Raw genomic sequence first — 15,286 nt, forward strand, 5'->3', positions numbered from 1 at the left:
GGGGTGGTCAGGCGTTGACACCGACGGCCACCTCCTTCTTCCGGTCAGCAAGCTCGGTCGCGCGGCGTCGGCTGGGCAGCAGGCCCTGCGGACGGAACACGCTCATGACGATCAAGGCGATGCCGAACGCGAAGTACCGCAGCGCCTGGATGCCATCCCCGATCTCGTCGAACACGTACGGAGCGATCGCTCCGACCAGCACGGTGAGGAGCGCACCGACGAAGATCCCCGCCACGCGGGCCCCCTCGGCCTGCGCCGTACCGATGAGGCGGATCAGCACGATCCCCACGATCAGGACGACGACCACCGAGCCGACCAGGAGCCGCGTCGGGTTCTCGCTACCGACGTCGGTCACGATCGAGTGCAGCTGCGTGCCGACGCCGATCGCGACGGCGAGCCCGAGGACGCCGCCGCCGAACGTCGCCGCGGCCCGGAGGCTGGTGGCGAACAGCGTCCGGCGACGCGAGATCAATGTGACGGCCAGCGCGATCACCAGCACGACGAACCAGGCACCGAACAGCGACTCGTCGAAGCCACGCAGGCGCTCGGGCACGTAGACCACGATCACCGCGCCGAGGATGACGCCGAACTTGTTACCCGACCCGCCGATGACGACCGCAGCCAAGAACAAGATCGACGTCAGGACGTCGAACGTGTCCGGGTTCACGAAGCCCTGCCGGCTGGCGAAGATGCCGCCGGACAATCCGCCGACCGCGGCACCGATCGCGAACGCCCAGAGCTTGAAGCGGAACGTCGGAACGCCCATCAGCTCGGCCGCGTCCTCGTCCTCCCGGATCGCGAGCCAGGCCCGGCCCACCCGGCTGCGCTCGAGGTTCGAGACGAGCAGCAGGACGAGGATGATGACCGCGAGGATCAGCCAGTAGAACGGCGTGATGTCGACGACGCCGAACAGCTTCGAGCCGTCGGCCCTCTCCCCCGGCGGCTTCGGGATGTTCGAGACTCCCGACCGGTTGCCGAGCGGGCCCGAGTTCACGATCGTCAATCGGACGATCTCACCGAAGCCGAGCGTCACGATCGCCAGGTAGTCGCCGCGCAGACGCAGCGTCGGACCGCCGAGGATCACGCCGGCGACCATCGTGAGCGCGATACCGATCGGCACACAGATCAGCCACGGATACGCGGTAGCAAGGTCGCTGGACGGCGAGCCGAAGACCGCGACCGTGTACGCCCCGATCGCGAAGAATCCGACGTACCCGAGGTCGAGCAGGCCTGCGAACCCGACCACCACGTTCAGCCCGATCGCGCACAGCGCGTACACGCCGACCAGGAACAACACGCCGGAGAAGCTGGTGTTCGGCGTGCCGATCACCGGAATACCGGAGCCGGTCGACTCCCGCAGGTTCGTGTCCAAGACCGGCAGGAAGATCAACACGAGCAGCAGCAGCGCGGGCGGTACGTACCGGGCCGGCTGCGGAAGCCCGCCCCAGCCGCGGCGGAACGCTCCCATCGCCGCTTCGCGCCGACCGGCGATGCCGTCGGCGACCCGGAGCAACGGCGACCCGGGGCGGGGCGCCGTCGTCGTCGTGAGGGTGTCCTGAGTCATGCCCGTGCCCTCCCCAGCGACTCGCCGAGCAGACCGGTCGGACGGAACATCAGCACCAGGATGAGGAAGACGAACGCGATGACGTCACGCCAGCTCGAGCCGATCACCGCCTGGCCCCAGTTCTCGATCAAGCCGAGCAGCAGCCCACCGAGCAGCGCGCCGCGCAGGTTACCGATACCGCCGAGCACGGCGGCCGTGAAGGCCTTGAGCCCGAGCAGGAACCCGGCGTTGAACTTCGTGGCGCCGAACCGCAGGTCGTAGAGCACCGCGGCGACGCCGGCCATCAGGCCACCGAGTACGAACGTCCACGCGATGACGCGGTCCTTGTTCACACCCATCAGCGCGGCGGCGTCCGGGTCCTGCGCGACGGCGCGGATGCCGCGGCCGAGCCGGGTCCGATTGATGATCGTGTCGAGCAGGATCATCATGCCGAATGCCACGACCACGATCAGGATCTGCAGGTTCGTGATCGACGCACCGAAGATCTCGAACTGCGTCGACGGATCGATCAGGTTGCCGACCGGGACGTTGTCGCGGCTGTAGAAGACGCCGAACGCCTCCGAGATCGCGATCGACGCGCCGATCGCGCTGATCAGGAAGACCAGCGGCGGTGCGTTCCGCTTGCGCAGCGGCCGATAGGCGACGCGCTCGACGACGAGCGCGGTGGCGCCGGATGCGGCCATGGCGGCCACGGTCGCCGCGGCGATCGCCGCTATGACGATCGCAGCGCTCGGCACCGCCTCGTCCGCGCCGACACCCACCAGTCGAAAGGTGAGGATCGCCGCGAAGGTGCCGGTGACGAACACCTCGGAGTGCGCGAAGTTGATCAGGCGCAGAACGCCGTAGACAAGGGTGTACCCCAGGGCAACGAGCGCATAGATCGCTCCCTGGGTGAAGCCGGTGACTGTGAGTTCACCGAAATTATCGATCAGTGCAGAGAAGTTCATCTGCCAGAGTTCCAACCGGTGGGTTCGGGGACGGGGCGACGCCGCCGTTCGTGGCGGCGGCGGTCGGACTCGCACGACGAAGGCCGGGTGCCGGAGGTGCCGGCACCCGGCCTCGTCGTTTGATCAGGAGGAGCTCATGGGGACGGTCTCAGCGGACCGTCCACCGAGTCTTACTTGATCTCCTTCAGCGCGACGATCTTGCCGCCCTCGAACTTGTAGGCCCAGACGCCCTTGTCGGCGACCTCACCCTTGTCGTCGAACTTGAGCTGCTTCGTGATGCCCGGCTTGTCGTAGGCCGCCACGAACGCGAGCATGTCCGCGCGGGTCGCCTTACCGTCCTTGATGCCGTCGAGGAAGATCGTCGCCGCGTCGAACGCCTCGGCCGAGTAGGTCGACGGGTCCGCGTTGAACTTCTTCTTGTAGTCCTCGAAGAACGTGCCCGGGGCCTTCTCCGGCGGGAGGCACGGGCAGGTCACGATCGTGCCCTCGGCAGCGGCGGTACCGGCGCTGTCGACGAACTTGACGTCCTTGGTGCCGTCACCGGAGATCATCGTGATGGCCTGGCCACCGGCCTGGGTCAGCTGCTTGCGGAGCAGACCGGCCTCGTCGTAGTAACCGCCGTAGTAGAGCGCGGTGGCACCGGACGACTTGATCTTCGTGACGACCGCGGAGAAGTCGGTCTGGCCGTCCTGGACCGTGTCCGACCCGACCACGACGCTGCCGAGGTCCTTCTTGACGATGTCCGAGAGGCCCTTGCCGTACTCGGAGGCGTCGTCGACGACGTAGACCTTCTGCGCCTTCAGGTCTTCCTTGATGTACTTGACGGCCTGCGGGCCCTGGGCGTTGTCGTTGCCCAGAACGCGGTGGAAGGTCTTCCAGCCGTTCTCCGACAGCAGCGGGTTGGTCGCCGAGGCGGAGACGATCGGGAGGCCGGCCTCTTCGAACGTCGGGCCGGTGGCCTTCGTCTCGCCCGAGAACGCCGGGCCGATGACGCCGATGATCTTCTCGTCCTGGACGATCTCCGGGACGACCGTCGAGGCCTTCTCCGGCTTGCCCTCGGAGTCGTACTTCTTCAGCGTGACCTTGCAGTCCGCGTTCTCTTCGTTGTACTGGTCGACGGCCAGCTGCGCACCGTTCGAAATGTTGATGCCGAGCGCGGCGTTGTCGCCGGTCTGCGGGCCCACGAACGCGACCGTCAGGCCGCAGGCCTTGTCGCCGCTGGCGGTCGCGTCGCCATCGTCATCACCGCCGCTGCTGCAGCCGGTTGCGGCGAGCGCGATAGCGGCGCTGACCGCCGCAACGCGCGCGAGGTTGCGAAGACGCACGGGTAAACCTCCACCTAAACGTGGGCACGCGATCCGCCACCGCTGCTGGCACGGATCCGCATCCCCCTGTGTGGGAGGGACTATAGGAGTGCCGCGATGCCTGAGACCAGCCTTGCCGGGCGTCGTAACACCAAAGTGACCCGAAGAAACCTACGGAGGGGGGCGAACTGCCCCTTCTCGCACCTCAGAGCGTAGATCGTGGCCCTGAGTAACCGTCCCGTCGTTACCGTATCGGGACGTCCGAGGTCCGGCGTTCCGGACCCCGGACGGCGATGCTTCGCTAGCCGTTGGCGCGCTGGGTCTGCGTCTCGACGATCGTCTCGGCGACGAGCTTCATCGTCGTCCGGCGGTCCATCGCGGTCCGCTGGATCCACCGGAACGCCTCCGGCTCGGTCATGCCCTGCTCCTGGAGCAGGCCCTTGGCGCGCTCGATGACCTTCCGGGTGGCCAGCCGCTCGGTGAGGTCGGTGACCTCCTGCTCGAGCGCGGTGATCTCCGCGAACCGGGAGACCGCCATCTCGATGGTCGGCAGCAGGTCCTTCTTCTGGAACGGCTTGACCAGGTACGCCATCGCGCCGGCGCTGCGAGCCCGCTCGACCAGGTCACGCTGGCTGAACGCGGTGAGAATCACCACCGGGGCGATCCGGTCGCCGGCGATTCGCTCCGCGGCGGCCAGGCCGTCGAGCACCGGCATCTTGACGTCCAGGATCACCAGGTCGGGACGGAGTTCCTCGGCCAGCTCGATGGCCTTCTGACCGTCGCCTGCCTCGCCGACCACCTCGTAACCCTCTTCGATCAACATCTCCTTCAGATCGAGGCGAATCAGTGCCTCGTCCTCGGCGATGAGGACGCGTCGCGTCGGGGCAGCGGCTTCGGCCGCAGCCGGGTCAGACGCTGGAGACTCAGCCATGGGGCCTCCCTTGGGTTGACGTGGAGCCGGGCGCGCGTGCGAACACGGTCTGGGACCGTGCGACGAATACCTACGGCTGATGGTGCCTGCTGGCGAGCAGCGTACCGGGCTAAGCTGTCAGGGCTTTCGTATGCGGGTCCACCTGAACGGTCGCCGGTACTTCCGGCTGCCCTGGTCAGCGTGTGTCAGTTGCCGAAAGCGCGCTACCGGTGGTAACTCATTCCCCGGAAGCGCCGGGATGGAGGAATGGCAGACTCGGACGCCTCAAAAGCGTCTGCCCGAAAGGGCGTGCGGGTTCGAATCCCGCTCCCGGCACCGACACACCAGTGGCCTGGTCGCTCGTGCGACCAGGCCACGTGGCTTTCGCCCGCGTCGGCGGCGTCAGGCCGGCGAACCGATGCGGTGGACCCGAACGGTGTTCGTGGCGCCTGCGGTGTTCGGCGGCGTGCCCGCCACGATCACGACGCTGTCGCCCGGGTGGGCCCACGCCGCTTCCTGCAGCAGCGAGTCGACCTGCTCGACCATGTCGTCGGTGTGCTCGACCGACGGTGAGAGAAACGTCTCGACGCCCCAGGACAGCGCGAGCTGGTTCCGCACGCTCGGCAGCGGGGTGAACGCGAGCAGCGGTAGCGCGGTGTGCAGCCGGGCCACCCGGCGGACGGTGTCACCGGTCAGCGTGAACGCGACCAGCGCCTTCGCCTCGATCACCTCGCCGATCTGCCGGGCCGCCGCGGCGATCGCACCGCCCTGCGTCTTCGGCGCGTGCTGCAGAGCAGGCACCGGGGTCTTGGACTCCTCGACCGTCTCGATGATCTTGGCCATCGTGCGCACGGTCAGCACCGGGTAGCGGCCGACGCTGGTCTCGCCGGAGAGCATCACGGCGTCCGCACCGTCGAGAACCGCGTTCGCGACGTCCGACGCTTCCGCGCGGGTCGGCCGGGAGTTCTCGATCATCGAGTCGAGCATCTGGGTGGCGACGATGACCGGCTTCGCGTTCTCCCGGGCCATCTGCACGGCCCGCTTCTGGACCAGGGGAACCTGCTCGAGCGGCAGCTCGACGCCGAGGTCACCGCGGGCGACCATCAGCCCGTCGAACGCCAGCACGATCTGCTCGAGGTGGTCGACCGCCTCCGGCTTCTCGATCTTGGCGACGACCGGCACCCGCCGGCCCTCCTCGTCCATGATCGCGTGTACGAGCTTGATGTCGTCCGGCGAGCGGACGAACGACAGCGCTACCAGGTCGACGCCGAGCCGGAGCGCGAAGCGCAGGTCCTCGGCGTCCTTCTCGGAGAGCGCCGGGACGCTGATCTTGACGTTGGGCAGCGAGAGGCCCTTGTTGTTGCTGACCGGGCCGCCTTCGAGGACCAGACACCGGATGTCGTTGCCCTCGACGCCGGTGACCTCCAGCGCCAGCTTGCCGTCGTCGATCAGCAGCCGGTCGCCGACCGAGACCTCGGCGGCCAGCTTGCGGTACGTGGTGGAGACCCGGTCGTGGTCGCCGACGATCTCGTCGGTGGTGATCGAGACGACCTCGCCGGTCTTCCACTCGGTGGAGTCCTCGGCGAACCGTCCCAGACGGATCTTGGGGCCCTGCAGGTCAGCGAGAATGCCGATGGCCCGGCCGGTCTCCTCAGCGGCCTCGCGGACCCGCTGATAAACCCCTTCGTGGTCGGCGTGGTCGCCGTGACTGAAGTTCAGCCTGGCGACATTCATACCGGCGTCGACCAGCGCCCGGAGGCGCTCCGCCGACGCTGTCGCCGGTCCGATGGTGCAAACAATTTTGGCTCGACGCGTCATGAGGTCAACCTAGCCCTCGTAGTGAACCGATTCACATCCCTCCCGTGGACGAGGGGTGGCAGCTACGGTGCTATAGCTTTACGCCGCGCTTGTGAACCGGTTTAGGGTCATCCTTCTAGTGATGCCCGGTTTTCTCCCGATCGGCACGTGGGAAGTCGGGGCAGTTCCGAGCGCGAGCGGCGAGCCGGCGTGGGCGGGCCGGCCGGGGCCGGGCCGCATGGCCGGGTGGCGGATATCCTGAGCCCGTGGCCGCCTACGAGTACCGGTGTCGCGAGTGCCAGACCGTCTTCGAGGTCCGGCGCTCGATGCACGAGAGCGCCCCGTCCGCCGTGCCCTGTCCGAGCGGGCATCTCGACACGAGCCGGGTGTTCTCGGCCGTCGCGGTGACCGGCGTCGGCGGCTCCACCGCCCTTCCGGCAGCCTCCGCCCCGGCCGGTGGGGGCTGCTGCGGCGGCGGCTGCTGCGGCTAGCGCGCGCACTGCACCGCCGCTGCTGGCATGAATGGTTGTCGCCGTTTCGGGTGACCGCCGAGATGGTTGTCGTGCCTGCCGTGCCATGACACGGACAGCGCGACAACCAATCCCAGCGCCACCCCGACAGCGCGACAACCACCGCACGCGCCACCCCGACAGCGCGACAATCACGTCCTTGCGCCCCGGTCACGCCTTGGGGTTCGTCAGGTCGTAGACCGTCTGGTTCCCCACCGTGGTCGCGGTGAAGTGCTCCGCGACCCAGGCGCTGATCTCGCTCCCGCCCCGTCGGTTGCCGCCAGGACCGCCCTGGTCGCCCGTGCCGCCGCCGATGAAGTAGTGGATCTTGCCCTGCTCGACCCACTCCGTGAACTGGGCGAGCGTCGGCGCCGGGTCGCCGCCGCTGAACCCGCCGATCGGGATGACCGCCCGGTCGCTCTCCAACTGGAGGCCGGCCGCGCTCTGCGAGCCGTTCGCGGCCGCGGCCCACTTCGTCGTGGTCTTCGCGAGCAGCGCCACCAGCGCGGCGTTCGTGCCGCCGCCCTGCCGGGTGAACGTCGGGCCGCTGCCCTGACCGGGCTGCTGCGTCGCTCCTCCCGGGGCTTGCGGCGCCCTGCCGGGCGCCTGGGTTCCGCCGGGCGCCTGGGTTCCGCCGGGCGCCTGGGTTCCGCCGGGCGCCTGGGTTCCGCCGGGCGCCTGGGTTCCGCCGGGCGCGGCGCCTCCGGGGAAGGAGCCCTCGCCACGCCGCAGGAACCCACCACCCGGACCGCCGAATCCGCTGCTGCCCGCCGGCCCCGCGGTCGGGGTGGAGCCGTTGTGCGGCGTACCCGCCGTCGACGCCGCGTAGGCCGCCGGTCCGGCCAGTACCGCGACCGCACCGACCGCGGCCCCGACCACCGCGACCCGCCGCGTCAGCCGCACGCCGACGAGGAGGACGAGCACCGACAGCGCGGCCGCGCCCAGCACGGCCCACCGCAGCCACGCGTTCCAGTCGGCCGCGCGGCCGAGCAGGTTCCACGCCACCGCGGCGGTCACGGTCACCAGCCCCGCCAGAACCACCCGCGCCACGAGCTGATCCCGGACGCGCCAGAGCTCCCGCCCGCCGACCGCCAGCACCGCGGCCACGCCCGGCGCCAACGCGACGTTGTAGTACGAGTGGAAGATGCCTTCCATGTAGCTGAAGACGCCCGCGGTCACCAGCAGCCAGCCGCCCCAGAGGATCAGCGCCGCCCGGGTGCGGTCGGTCCGCGGCGCGCGTCGAGTGATCCAGACGCCCGCGACCAGCGCGATCAGGGCCGCCGGGAGGAACCAAGCGATCTGCGTCCCCATCTGGTCGTTGAACAACCGGGTGAGGCCTGCCTCACCGCCGAAGCCACCACCGCCCATGCCTACACCGGGACCGTTGCCTCCGCCGGAGACGACCCGGTCGAGGCCGTTGTAGCCGAACGCGAGCCCGAGCTCGGTGTTGTCACCGGACCCACCGATGTACGGACGGCTGTCCGCCGGCCAGAGCATCGTGGCGACGATGTACCAGCCGGCGGAGATCACCAGCGCGAGACCGCCCACCAGCAGCTGACCGATCCTCCGCCGGACGCCGGTCGGCGCGCACACCAGGTAGACCAGGGCGAGCGCCGGGAGCACGAGGAACGACTGGAGTGTCTTGGTGAGGAACGCGAACCCCAGCGCGACGCCGGCCAGCGCCAGCCACCCGGTACCCGCCCTGCTCGCCGCGGCGTCCAGCGCTCGGACCACGCAGTACGCCGCGGCGATCATCAGCAACACGAGCAGGGCGTCCGGGTTGTTGAACCGGAACATCAGGACGGCGACCGGCGTGACCGCGAGCAGGGCCGCCGCGGCGAGGCCCGCCGCCGGGCCCGACCAGCGGCGGACGGCCGCGTAGAGCAACCAGACCGACGCCACGCCCATCAGTGCCTGCGGCGCCAGCATGCTCCAGCTGGAGAAGCCGAAGATCCGCCCGGAGAGCGCCATCACCCAGAGCGCGGCCGGCGGCTTGTCGACCGTGATGACGTTGCCCCACTCGGACGAGCCGAAGAAGAACGCGGTCCAGCTCTTCGTCCCGGACTGGACCGCGGCGGCGTAGAAGTCGTTGGCCCAGCCCGAGGCACCGAGGTCGGAGAGGTAGAGGACCGCGGAGGCCGCCAGGACGAGGACGAGCACCGGCCGGACCCAGGCAGGGTCGTCAGTACGTCCGCGGACGATCCGGCGCCGGACCGGTGCCGCCGTGGCCGACGGCGGGCGAGGAACTCGGTCGGTAGTTGTCTCCAGCACGCGCCCGACGATCGACGGCGAACCTGACGCCGAGCTGAGACGCCGTGAAGAACCCGATGTGTATCAACTGACCGAGCGCACCCGCTGTGTTGACCTGGAGCCCGTCCAGAGCGGCGCTGGCAGTCGAGCGCGCCGACGCCGTGGCCTCAGGGTTTCCGCCATGAGGCGCGCTCGCCGGTCAGCGTCGTTCTGGGCGGGCCGCCCTCAACGAAAAAGCATGCAGGTGGTGGTTGCGTGGGCCAGCAGCCGCCCGGCCGCGTCGGTGACCCGGCCTTCCGCCGTGGCCACCCGGCCGCCGACGTGGATCACCTCGCCGACGCAGGTCAGCGTCCCGGCGTCCAGGCTCACCGCGCGCACGTAGTTCACCTTCAACTCCAGCGTGGTGTAGCCGACGCCGGCGGGCAGCGTGGTGTGCACCGCGCAGCCCATCGCCGAGTCGAGCAGCGTGGCGTGGATGCCGCCGTGCACGGTGCCGAGCGGGTTGGAGAACTCGGGCTTCGCGTCGAGGGTGAAGACCACCCGGCCTTCGTCGACCTCGGTGAGGTTCATGCCGAGCAGGGTGGCGATGTTCGGCGGCGGGGCCTTGCGGTCGCTGATCGCCCGGATCAGCTCGAGCCCGGAGTAGCCGGCCAGGCCGTGCAGCGCGGACGGGTCCGCCTGGCCCGGGCGGGGCGGCGATGGCTCGGTCGTCGTCACGGTCTCTCCCCTGCTCGAAGTAAGTTCTGTTTCAGAACGTAGCAGGCAGAACCGCCAGTTCGAGTAGGATCCCGGAACATGAGGTGGTCGGAGATCGGCGCCGAGCGGTGCTCGGTCGCCCGCACGCTGTCCGTGATCGGGGAGCGCTGGACGATGCTCGTGCTGCGCGAGGCGTTCCTCGGCGTGCGGCGGTTCGAGGACTTCCAGCAGCGGACCGGGGCGTCCCGTCCGGTGCTGGCCGATCGGCTCCGGCACCTCACCGCCGACGAGGTGTTGGGCCGGCATCGGTACGCCGAGAAGCCGGACCGGTACGAGTACCGCCTCACCGCGAAGGGCCTTGATCTGTATCCGGTGATCGTGTCGCTGATGAGCTGGGGCGACCGCTGGATGGACGACGGCAGCGGTCCGCCGCTGCGGCTGACCCACCTGGACTGCGCCGGCCCGCTCTCGCCCACGCTGGCCTGCGGGACGTGCGGCGTGCCAGTCACCGCGCGCGACGTGCGCCCCACCCCCGCCTGACCGCGACGCCTGCCCGGCGGTCGGTCACCGCAGGCGGGCGCGGCACCCCGCCGAGTCAGAGCGCCGCGGGCGGGCGTCGCACGTCGTCGGATCAGAGCACCGCCACGGCGTACCCACCGAAGCCGATCGCAGCGACCACCGCCGCCGGGCCGACCCGGCGCAACGTCCCGCTCCACGGCGCCTCGAACCGGCGCGCGCCCCAGACCAGGGCCGCGAGCACCACGCAGTGCACCGGCAGCCAGACCAGCCGCCACCCGGCCCAGCCGAGCCCGTCCGGCAGCTGGTGCAGCCCGGGCAGATCGGCAGGCAGCGTTCCCACGGTGAGCAGCACCAGCGCGATCTGGTGCCAGCAGAACACGGTCATCGCGACGAGGTTGAGCATCGCCACCGCCGCCCACCGGCCCGGCACCCGCAGTGCGGCGGCGAGCCGGTCCCGCCCGAGCACCGCGAGGCCGCACTGCGCCATCGCCAGCGCCACGACCAGCAACGACGGCGGGTGCGAGTTCACCCGCCCGGCTCCCGGCACCCCGACGACGCTGGCCGGGTACTCGAACCACAGCACCAGCGACACCAGCAGCACCGCACCGACGGCGGCCACCGCCGCCGCTGCCCGGCGCGGCAGCCGCCCCTGTGCCCAGGCGACGCCGAGCACGTATGCGAACGCCCACCCCGGCAGGACGTTCACCAGGCCGACCCAGCCCGGGACGCCGTCGGCCCACGGCCCGTACCGCAGCGCGTCGACGACCGCGACCGTGACGACGAGCGGCAACGCCGCCCACGCCCCCAGACGGCGGACCAGCGCGACCACCACCGGCGTGAGCGCGGTGACGACCCCGTAGACCGCGATGAACCAGAGCGGCTGCACGACCAGGGCGGTCGTCGTGCGCAGCGTCCCGGCCGGTACCCCGGCGGCGGCGAGCAGCGGGAACGTCAACGCGAGGACGGCGGTCACCGCAACGACCGGGCGGGTCAGCCGGATCAGGCGGCGACGGATCCACCGACCGTACTCCCGCGTGCCCAGGCCCTGCGCCGCGGAGTAGCCACCGACCAGGAAGAACAGCGCGAGTAGCTGGAACACCCAGCTGAGCGGCGCGAAGTCCGGCAGCGCGGTGAGCGGGCTCCGGACCCGGAGCGCGCCTTCCGCGTCCGGGACCAGCGCCATCACCAGGTAGTGACCGATTACGACGCCGATCACGGCGAGTGCACGGAGACCGTCGAGCGCGCGGTCCCGGTCGGCCGGTGTCGCGGCCTCGATCCGAGTGGCCAGCGTCATCGCAGCGTCACCTCCGCCGCGCGGCCGAGGACGATGCGGGCGAGGTTCGCCAGCGACTCCGTGCCGTCGGTGTAGTACTGATCGTGGCCCTTCGCGGTGCCGGTGCGGAATATCTGCGCACCGAACGCCGGGTCGACCGGCGAGGTGCTGTGTCCCAGCCCGAACACGCGGACCGGTGGGGTGATCCGGATCGGGTCGTCCGCCGTACGTGCCGCCCAGACGCGTGCGGTGGTGCGCAGGTCGGAGGCCCGGTCGACGTCCATTCCGGGGGACGCGAGCGCGACCACCTCGTCGACCGGGGAGCCCGGCACCGCCCGTCCGCACACCACCGTGCCGTAGCTGTGGCAGAGCAGGCTGACGTGGGCCGGGGGGAGGCTGTGCAGGAACCGCCGCAGCGCGACGGCACCGGCGATCGCCCGGGCCGAGCCCACCGCGGCCAGATCGACCCGCTCCGGCGCGTCGTAGCCCAGCCAGACGACAACGGCGACGTCCGCACCGACCACCTCGCGTAAGCGGACCGCGTTGACCAGCGGCGAGACCCGTCTGCCGGACGGCCAGCGCAGCACGTTGTCGAGCCGCCAGCTGCTGCCGGGGACCAGCACCGCGATGTGCTCCGCCCGCTCCAGATCGCCGATGACCTGGACCACGCGGCCGTCGCCGCGCGGGTCGTACGCCAGGGTGCGGCCTGGGCGGGATTGCGGCGTGCTGCCGCCTCCTCCCGCGGTCGTGTCGGTCCGGACGCTGGTCGCCGCCACATCGGCCGCGCGGACGCCCCGCGCGGGGGCGGGGTCGGCCACGGAACCCGCGTCAGCCGCGGAAGCGGCGCGGGCCGCCGTGCCGTCGTCCATGGCGAGCGCGGCCTCGACGGTCGGAGTGGTCGCCGCCGCGAGCACACTCTCGTTCGCCTGGTAACGCAGAGTGAGCGGAACCCCGTCGAGGTTGCCGATCGTGGTCGGCGCGAGCCGCACCAGGTCAGCCCGCTGGCCCGGCGTCAGGCGACCGACGAACGTCGCCACCTCCGCGGGCGAGGCGGTGGCCGGATTCGGCACGTCTGCCGTGTCGAGTTCGGGGGCGATCGTGGCGACGATCCTGGTCCAGGCGTGGAGACCCAGCGGCTCCGGTGCCTGCGCGCTCGAATGGTCGGTCGCCCACCACCCGGTGGCCGCCACCGACCCGACGAGGATCAATCCGCTGAGAAGCATGACGATGCTGGCCTTCATAGCCTCAGACGGTAGGAATTTCCGCCGTCCGAATCGTCACGCTACGGAGTCGACTACGGCTCCCTCTCAGGTATCGGTCGCGTGAGCCGACGCCGATACCTGCGACCTCGGGGAACACCCGGAAGCGGCCCCCGAGCCGGGCTCAGCTCACCAGACCGCGCTGGTAGGCGAAGACGACGGCCTGGGTGCGGTCGCGCAGGTTGAGTTTCGTGAGGATGTGCCCCACGTGCGTCTTGATGGTCTGTTCGGCGAGGAACAGCTCCGCCGCGATCTCCGCATTGGACAGGCCACGAGCGATCAGCCCGAGCACCTCCCGCTCGCGCGGCGTCAGCTCGGTGACCGCTCCGCCGGGCAGGTCACGCTTCTTGCGGCGGGCGAAATCGCCGATCAGCCGCCGGGTGATGGACGGCGCGAGCAGCGCGTCCCCCCGGGCGACGATCCGGACCGCGGCGACCAGGTCGGCGCCGGGAGCGTCCTTGAGGAGGAAGCCGCTGGCCCCGGCGGAGAGCGCGTCGTAGACGTACTCGTCGAGGTCGAACGTGGTCAGGACGAGCACCTTGGGTGCGTCGTCAGCAGGGTTCTCGCCGAGGATCTCGGCGGTCGCCGCGATGCCGTCGAGCACCGGCATCCGCACGTCCATGACGATGACGTCCGGCGCGAGGCTCCGGGCCAGCTCGACCGCTTCCCGCCCGTTGCCGGCCTGGCCCACCACCTCGATGTCGCCGGCGGCGGTGAGCAGGGTTGCGAGGCCGTCGCGAATCATCACCTGGTCGTCGGCGACCACCACCCGGATCGTCATGGCCGAAACCCTAGCCACCCCGGTCGCAGCTGCCCGCCGAGCCCCTCCCACCCCGTAGGCGCGACGGGGGTGCGCTGACCGGTTCCTCAGCCCGCGGCTGACCCCACCGTGCCCGGCTCGGCCGCCGTCACCGGGGTGTCCCCGGTCGGGAGTACGGCGGTCACCGCGAACCCGCCGTCCGGGAGCGGGCCCGCGCTCATCTGGCCACCGAGCATCGTGGCCCGCTCTCGAATGCCCACCAGCCCGTGTCCACCGCCGAGCGAGGCGCGGTCGGCGACGGCGCTCCGGGCTTCGGCCTGCTGCCGGGCGTCCGCCGCGGTGTTGGTGACGGCGAGGTGCAGGGCCTGCGGCCCGTAGCGGACCTCGACCCGCACGGCGCTACCGGGCGCGTAGCGCGAGGCGTTGCTGAGCGCCTCCTGGACGATCCGGTAGGCGGAGACGTCGACGGCGGCCGAGAGCGGCCGCGGTACCCCCACCACGTCGGATCGCACCGTGAGGCCGGTGGAACGAGCCCGCTCCACCAGGTCGTCGAGCAGCTCCAGACCGGGCGCCGGCGCACGCTCGGCCGTGTCGTCGTCGGAGCGCAGGAGGCCGACGACCGTGCGGGTCTCGGTCAGGGCCTCGCGCGCGGCGCGGTTGATCGCGGCGAAGATCTCCGCGGCCGCGGGCGGCACGTCGGGCACCTTCAGCGGCGCGGCTTCGGCCTGGATCGCGATCATCGTCATGTGGTGCGCGACGACGTCGTGCAGCTCACGGGCGATCCGGCCACGCTCTTCGAGAACGGCTTGGCGGGCCAGGTCCTGCCGCCGCAGGGCACGCTGCTCGTCCAGGCGGGCCTGGACGCTGCGACGGCCGCCGGTGGCGTCGCCGAACAGCAGCCCGGCGAACGCGGCGGCGGTGAGGATGTAGCCCATCCAGAACGGCATCCCGGCCACCGCGCCGAACGCGAACACCGCGCCGGTGGTGAGCAGACCGGCGCCCACCCAGACCGGGCGCGGCGACGACGCCCCGACCATGACGAGCGTCAGCAGCATCGCCACGCAGGCGTTCACCGGCCAGGGCCAGACCGCGTCCGACCGAGGGCCGAGCACCACCGCCAGCGGGGTCAGCAGGACTCCGACGACCATGATCCGCCAGGCGAGCAGCGGACGCAGCGGCGCGACCACCACCGGGAGCGCGAGCGCCAGGGCGAGGAACGGTGCGACCAGCGCAGGCACCCGTAGCGCCAGCACCAGCTCGGCGATCGTCCCGGCGGTCAACCCGACGGACGCGAGCACCCAGAAGGCGATCAGTGCCCAGCGACGCCAGCCGTGGCCGGGCCACCACGGCCGGGCCTGCACCGGCTTGATCGGTGCGCGGACCGCCGCATCCCAGAGCCCGACGACATAGGACGACAACCCGGCCATGGTCAGAGCCTACGGTCACCGGTCACGCCGGGACCATCGCGCCGACCACGCGAAGGGCCGCCCCTCGCGGG

13 protein-coding genes and 1 tRNA gene are annotated in these 15,286 nt (G+C 70.9%); 3 read left to right on the forward strand and 11 right to left on the reverse strand.

All coding sequences use genetic code 11. The features are described from left to right. Window positions 1-7 precede the first annotated feature (7 nt). The 4 genes from ABEB28_RS43185 to ABEB28_RS20750 all read right to left on the reverse strand — a co-directional run bounded on the left by ABEB28_RS43185 (window position 8) and on the right by ABEB28_RS20750 (window position 4,746). A complete protein-coding gene (locus tag ABEB28_RS43185) occupies window positions 8-1,564 on the reverse strand; it encodes a branched-chain amino acid ABC transporter permease (protein ID WP_376981131.1) in 1,557 nt (518 codons plus the stop codon). Continuing rightward, window positions 1,561-2,511, reverse strand: coding sequence for a branched-chain amino acid ABC transporter permease (locus ABEB28_RS20740; protein WP_345729816.1), 951 nt, complete (start codon window positions 2,509-2,511; stop codon window positions 1,561-1,563). Before ABEB28_RS20740 ends, ABEB28_RS43185 begins: the two co-directional genes overlap by 4 nt. Before the next feature lie 170 nt (window positions 2,512-2,681). Beyond that, window positions 2,682-3,836, reverse strand: coding sequence for a branched-chain amino acid ABC transporter substrate-binding protein (locus ABEB28_RS20745; RefSeq protein WP_345729817.1), 1,155 nt, complete (start codon window positions 3,834-3,836; stop codon window positions 2,682-2,684). Window positions 3,837-4,116: 280 nt separating this feature from the next. Beyond that, entirely contained in the window at window positions 4,117-4,746 is a 630-nt protein-coding gene (locus ABEB28_RS20750) for an ANTAR domain-containing response regulator (protein WP_345729818.1), read from the reverse strand. A 232-nt stretch (window positions 4,747-4,978) separates the two neighbouring features. Here ABEB28_RS20750 and ABEB28_RS20755 point away from each other — a divergent pair. Further along, window positions 4,979-5,061, forward strand: a tRNA-Leu gene (locus tag ABEB28_RS20755). Window positions 5,062-5,127: 66 nt separating this feature from the next. Here the strand turns inward: ABEB28_RS20755 and pyk are convergent. Then, window positions 5,128-6,543, reverse strand: coding sequence for a pyruvate kinase (gene pyk, locus ABEB28_RS20760; protein ID WP_345729819.1), 1,416 nt, complete (start codon window positions 6,541-6,543; stop codon window positions 5,128-5,130). A 245-nt stretch (window positions 6,544-6,788) separates the two neighbouring features. Here pyk and ABEB28_RS20765 point away from each other — a divergent pair, with 245 nt between their 5' ends. After that, entirely contained in the window at window positions 6,789-7,013 is a 225-nt protein-coding gene (locus tag ABEB28_RS20765; protein ID WP_345729820.1) for an FmdB family zinc ribbon protein, read from the forward strand. A 189-nt stretch (window positions 7,014-7,202) separates the two neighbouring features. Here ABEB28_RS20765 and ABEB28_RS20770 read toward each other — a convergent pair whose 3' ends face one another. Together ABEB28_RS20770 and ABEB28_RS20775 are read right to left on the reverse strand one after the other, a co-directional pair. Next, window positions 7,203-9,302, reverse strand: coding sequence for an ArnT family glycosyltransferase (locus ABEB28_RS20770; RefSeq protein WP_345729821.1), 2,100 nt, complete (start codon window positions 9,300-9,302; stop codon window positions 7,203-7,205). A gap of 204 nt (window positions 9,303-9,506) precedes the next feature. Next, window positions 9,507-9,998, reverse strand: a complete 492-nt coding sequence (locus ABEB28_RS20775; RefSeq protein ID WP_376981135.1) for a PaaI family thioesterase — start codon at window positions 9,996-9,998, stop codon at window positions 9,507-9,509. A 78-nt stretch (window positions 9,999-10,076) separates the two neighbouring features. Here ABEB28_RS20775 and ABEB28_RS20780 point away from each other — a divergent pair, with 78 nt between their 5' ends. Further along, window positions 10,077-10,517 carry a winged helix-turn-helix transcriptional regulator gene (locus tag ABEB28_RS20780; protein WP_345729822.1) on the forward strand — a complete coding sequence of 147 codons (441 nt, stop codon included), beginning with the start codon at window positions 10,077-10,079 and terminating at the stop codon, window positions 10,515-10,517. Window positions 10,518-10,608: 91 nt separating this feature from the next. On the opposite strand, the gene ABEB28_RS20785 is transcribed toward ABEB28_RS20780, so the two are convergent. The 4 genes from ABEB28_RS20785 to ABEB28_RS20800 all read right to left on the reverse strand — a co-directional run bounded on the left by ABEB28_RS20785 (window position 10,609) and on the right by ABEB28_RS20800 (window position 15,215). Next, on the reverse strand, window positions 10,609-11,790 hold the full coding sequence (locus ABEB28_RS20785) for an acyltransferase family protein (protein WP_345729823.1): 1,182 nt from the start codon (window positions 11,788-11,790) through the stop codon (window positions 10,609-10,611). Beyond that, complete coding sequence (locus tag ABEB28_RS20790) at window positions 11,787-13,010, reverse strand: alpha/beta hydrolase (RefSeq protein ID WP_345729824.1); 1,224 nt, start codon at window positions 13,008-13,010, stop codon at window positions 11,787-11,789. Before ABEB28_RS20790 ends, ABEB28_RS20785 begins: the two co-directional genes overlap by 4 nt. A gap of 142 nt (window positions 13,011-13,152) precedes the next feature. Further along, window positions 13,153-13,809 (reverse strand): response regulator, encoded by a 657-nt coding sequence (locus ABEB28_RS20795; protein ID WP_345729825.1) that lies wholly within the window; start codon window positions 13,807-13,809, stop codon window positions 13,153-13,155. A gap of 86 nt (window positions 13,810-13,895) precedes the next feature. Next, complete coding sequence (locus tag ABEB28_RS20800; protein WP_345729826.1) at window positions 13,896-15,215, reverse strand: sensor histidine kinase; 1,320 nt, start codon at window positions 15,213-15,215, stop codon at window positions 13,896-13,898. Window positions 15,216-15,286 lie beyond the last annotated feature (71 nt).

The organism is Cryptosporangium minutisporangium, assembly GCF_039536245.1.
In the GTDB taxonomy this organism is placed as follows: domain Bacteria; phylum Actinomycetota; class Actinomycetes; order Mycobacteriales; family Cryptosporangiaceae; genus Cryptosporangium; species Cryptosporangium minutisporangium.

Coding starts and splice junctions, on each gene's coding strand:
- ABEB28_RS43185 (WP_376981131.1), bottom strand. CDS start 1,564: ATGACTCAGGACACCCTCACGACGACGACGGCGCCCCGCCCCGGGTCG.
- ABEB28_RS20740 (WP_345729816.1), bottom strand. CDS start 2,511: ATGAACTTCTCTGCACTGATCGATAATTTCGGTGAACTCACAGTCACC.
- ABEB28_RS20750 (WP_345729818.1), bottom strand. CDS start 4,746: ATGGCTGAGTCTCCAGCGTCTGACCCGGCTGCGGCCGAAGCCGCTGCC.
- pyk (WP_345729819.1), bottom strand. CDS start 6,543: ATGACGCGTCGAGCCAAAATTGTTTGCACCATCGGACCGGCGACAGCG.
- ABEB28_RS20780 (WP_345729822.1), top strand. CDS start 10,077: ATGAGGTGGTCGGAGATCGGCGCCGAGCGGTGCTCGGTCGCCCGCACG.
- ABEB28_RS20785 (WP_345729823.1), bottom strand. CDS start 11,790: ATGACGCTGGCCACTCGGATCGAGGCCGCGACACCGGCCGACCGGGAC.
- ABEB28_RS20790 (WP_345729824.1), bottom strand. CDS start 13,010: ATGAAGGCCAGCATCGTCATGCTTCTCAGCGGATTGATCCTCGTCGGG.
- ABEB28_RS20795 (WP_345729825.1), bottom strand. CDS start 13,809: ATGACGATCCGGGTGGTGGTCGCCGACGACCAGGTGATGATTCGCGAC.
- ABEB28_RS20800 (WP_345729826.1), bottom strand. CDS start 15,215: ATGGCCGGGTTGTCGTCCTATGTCGTCGGGCTCTGGGATGCGGCGGTC.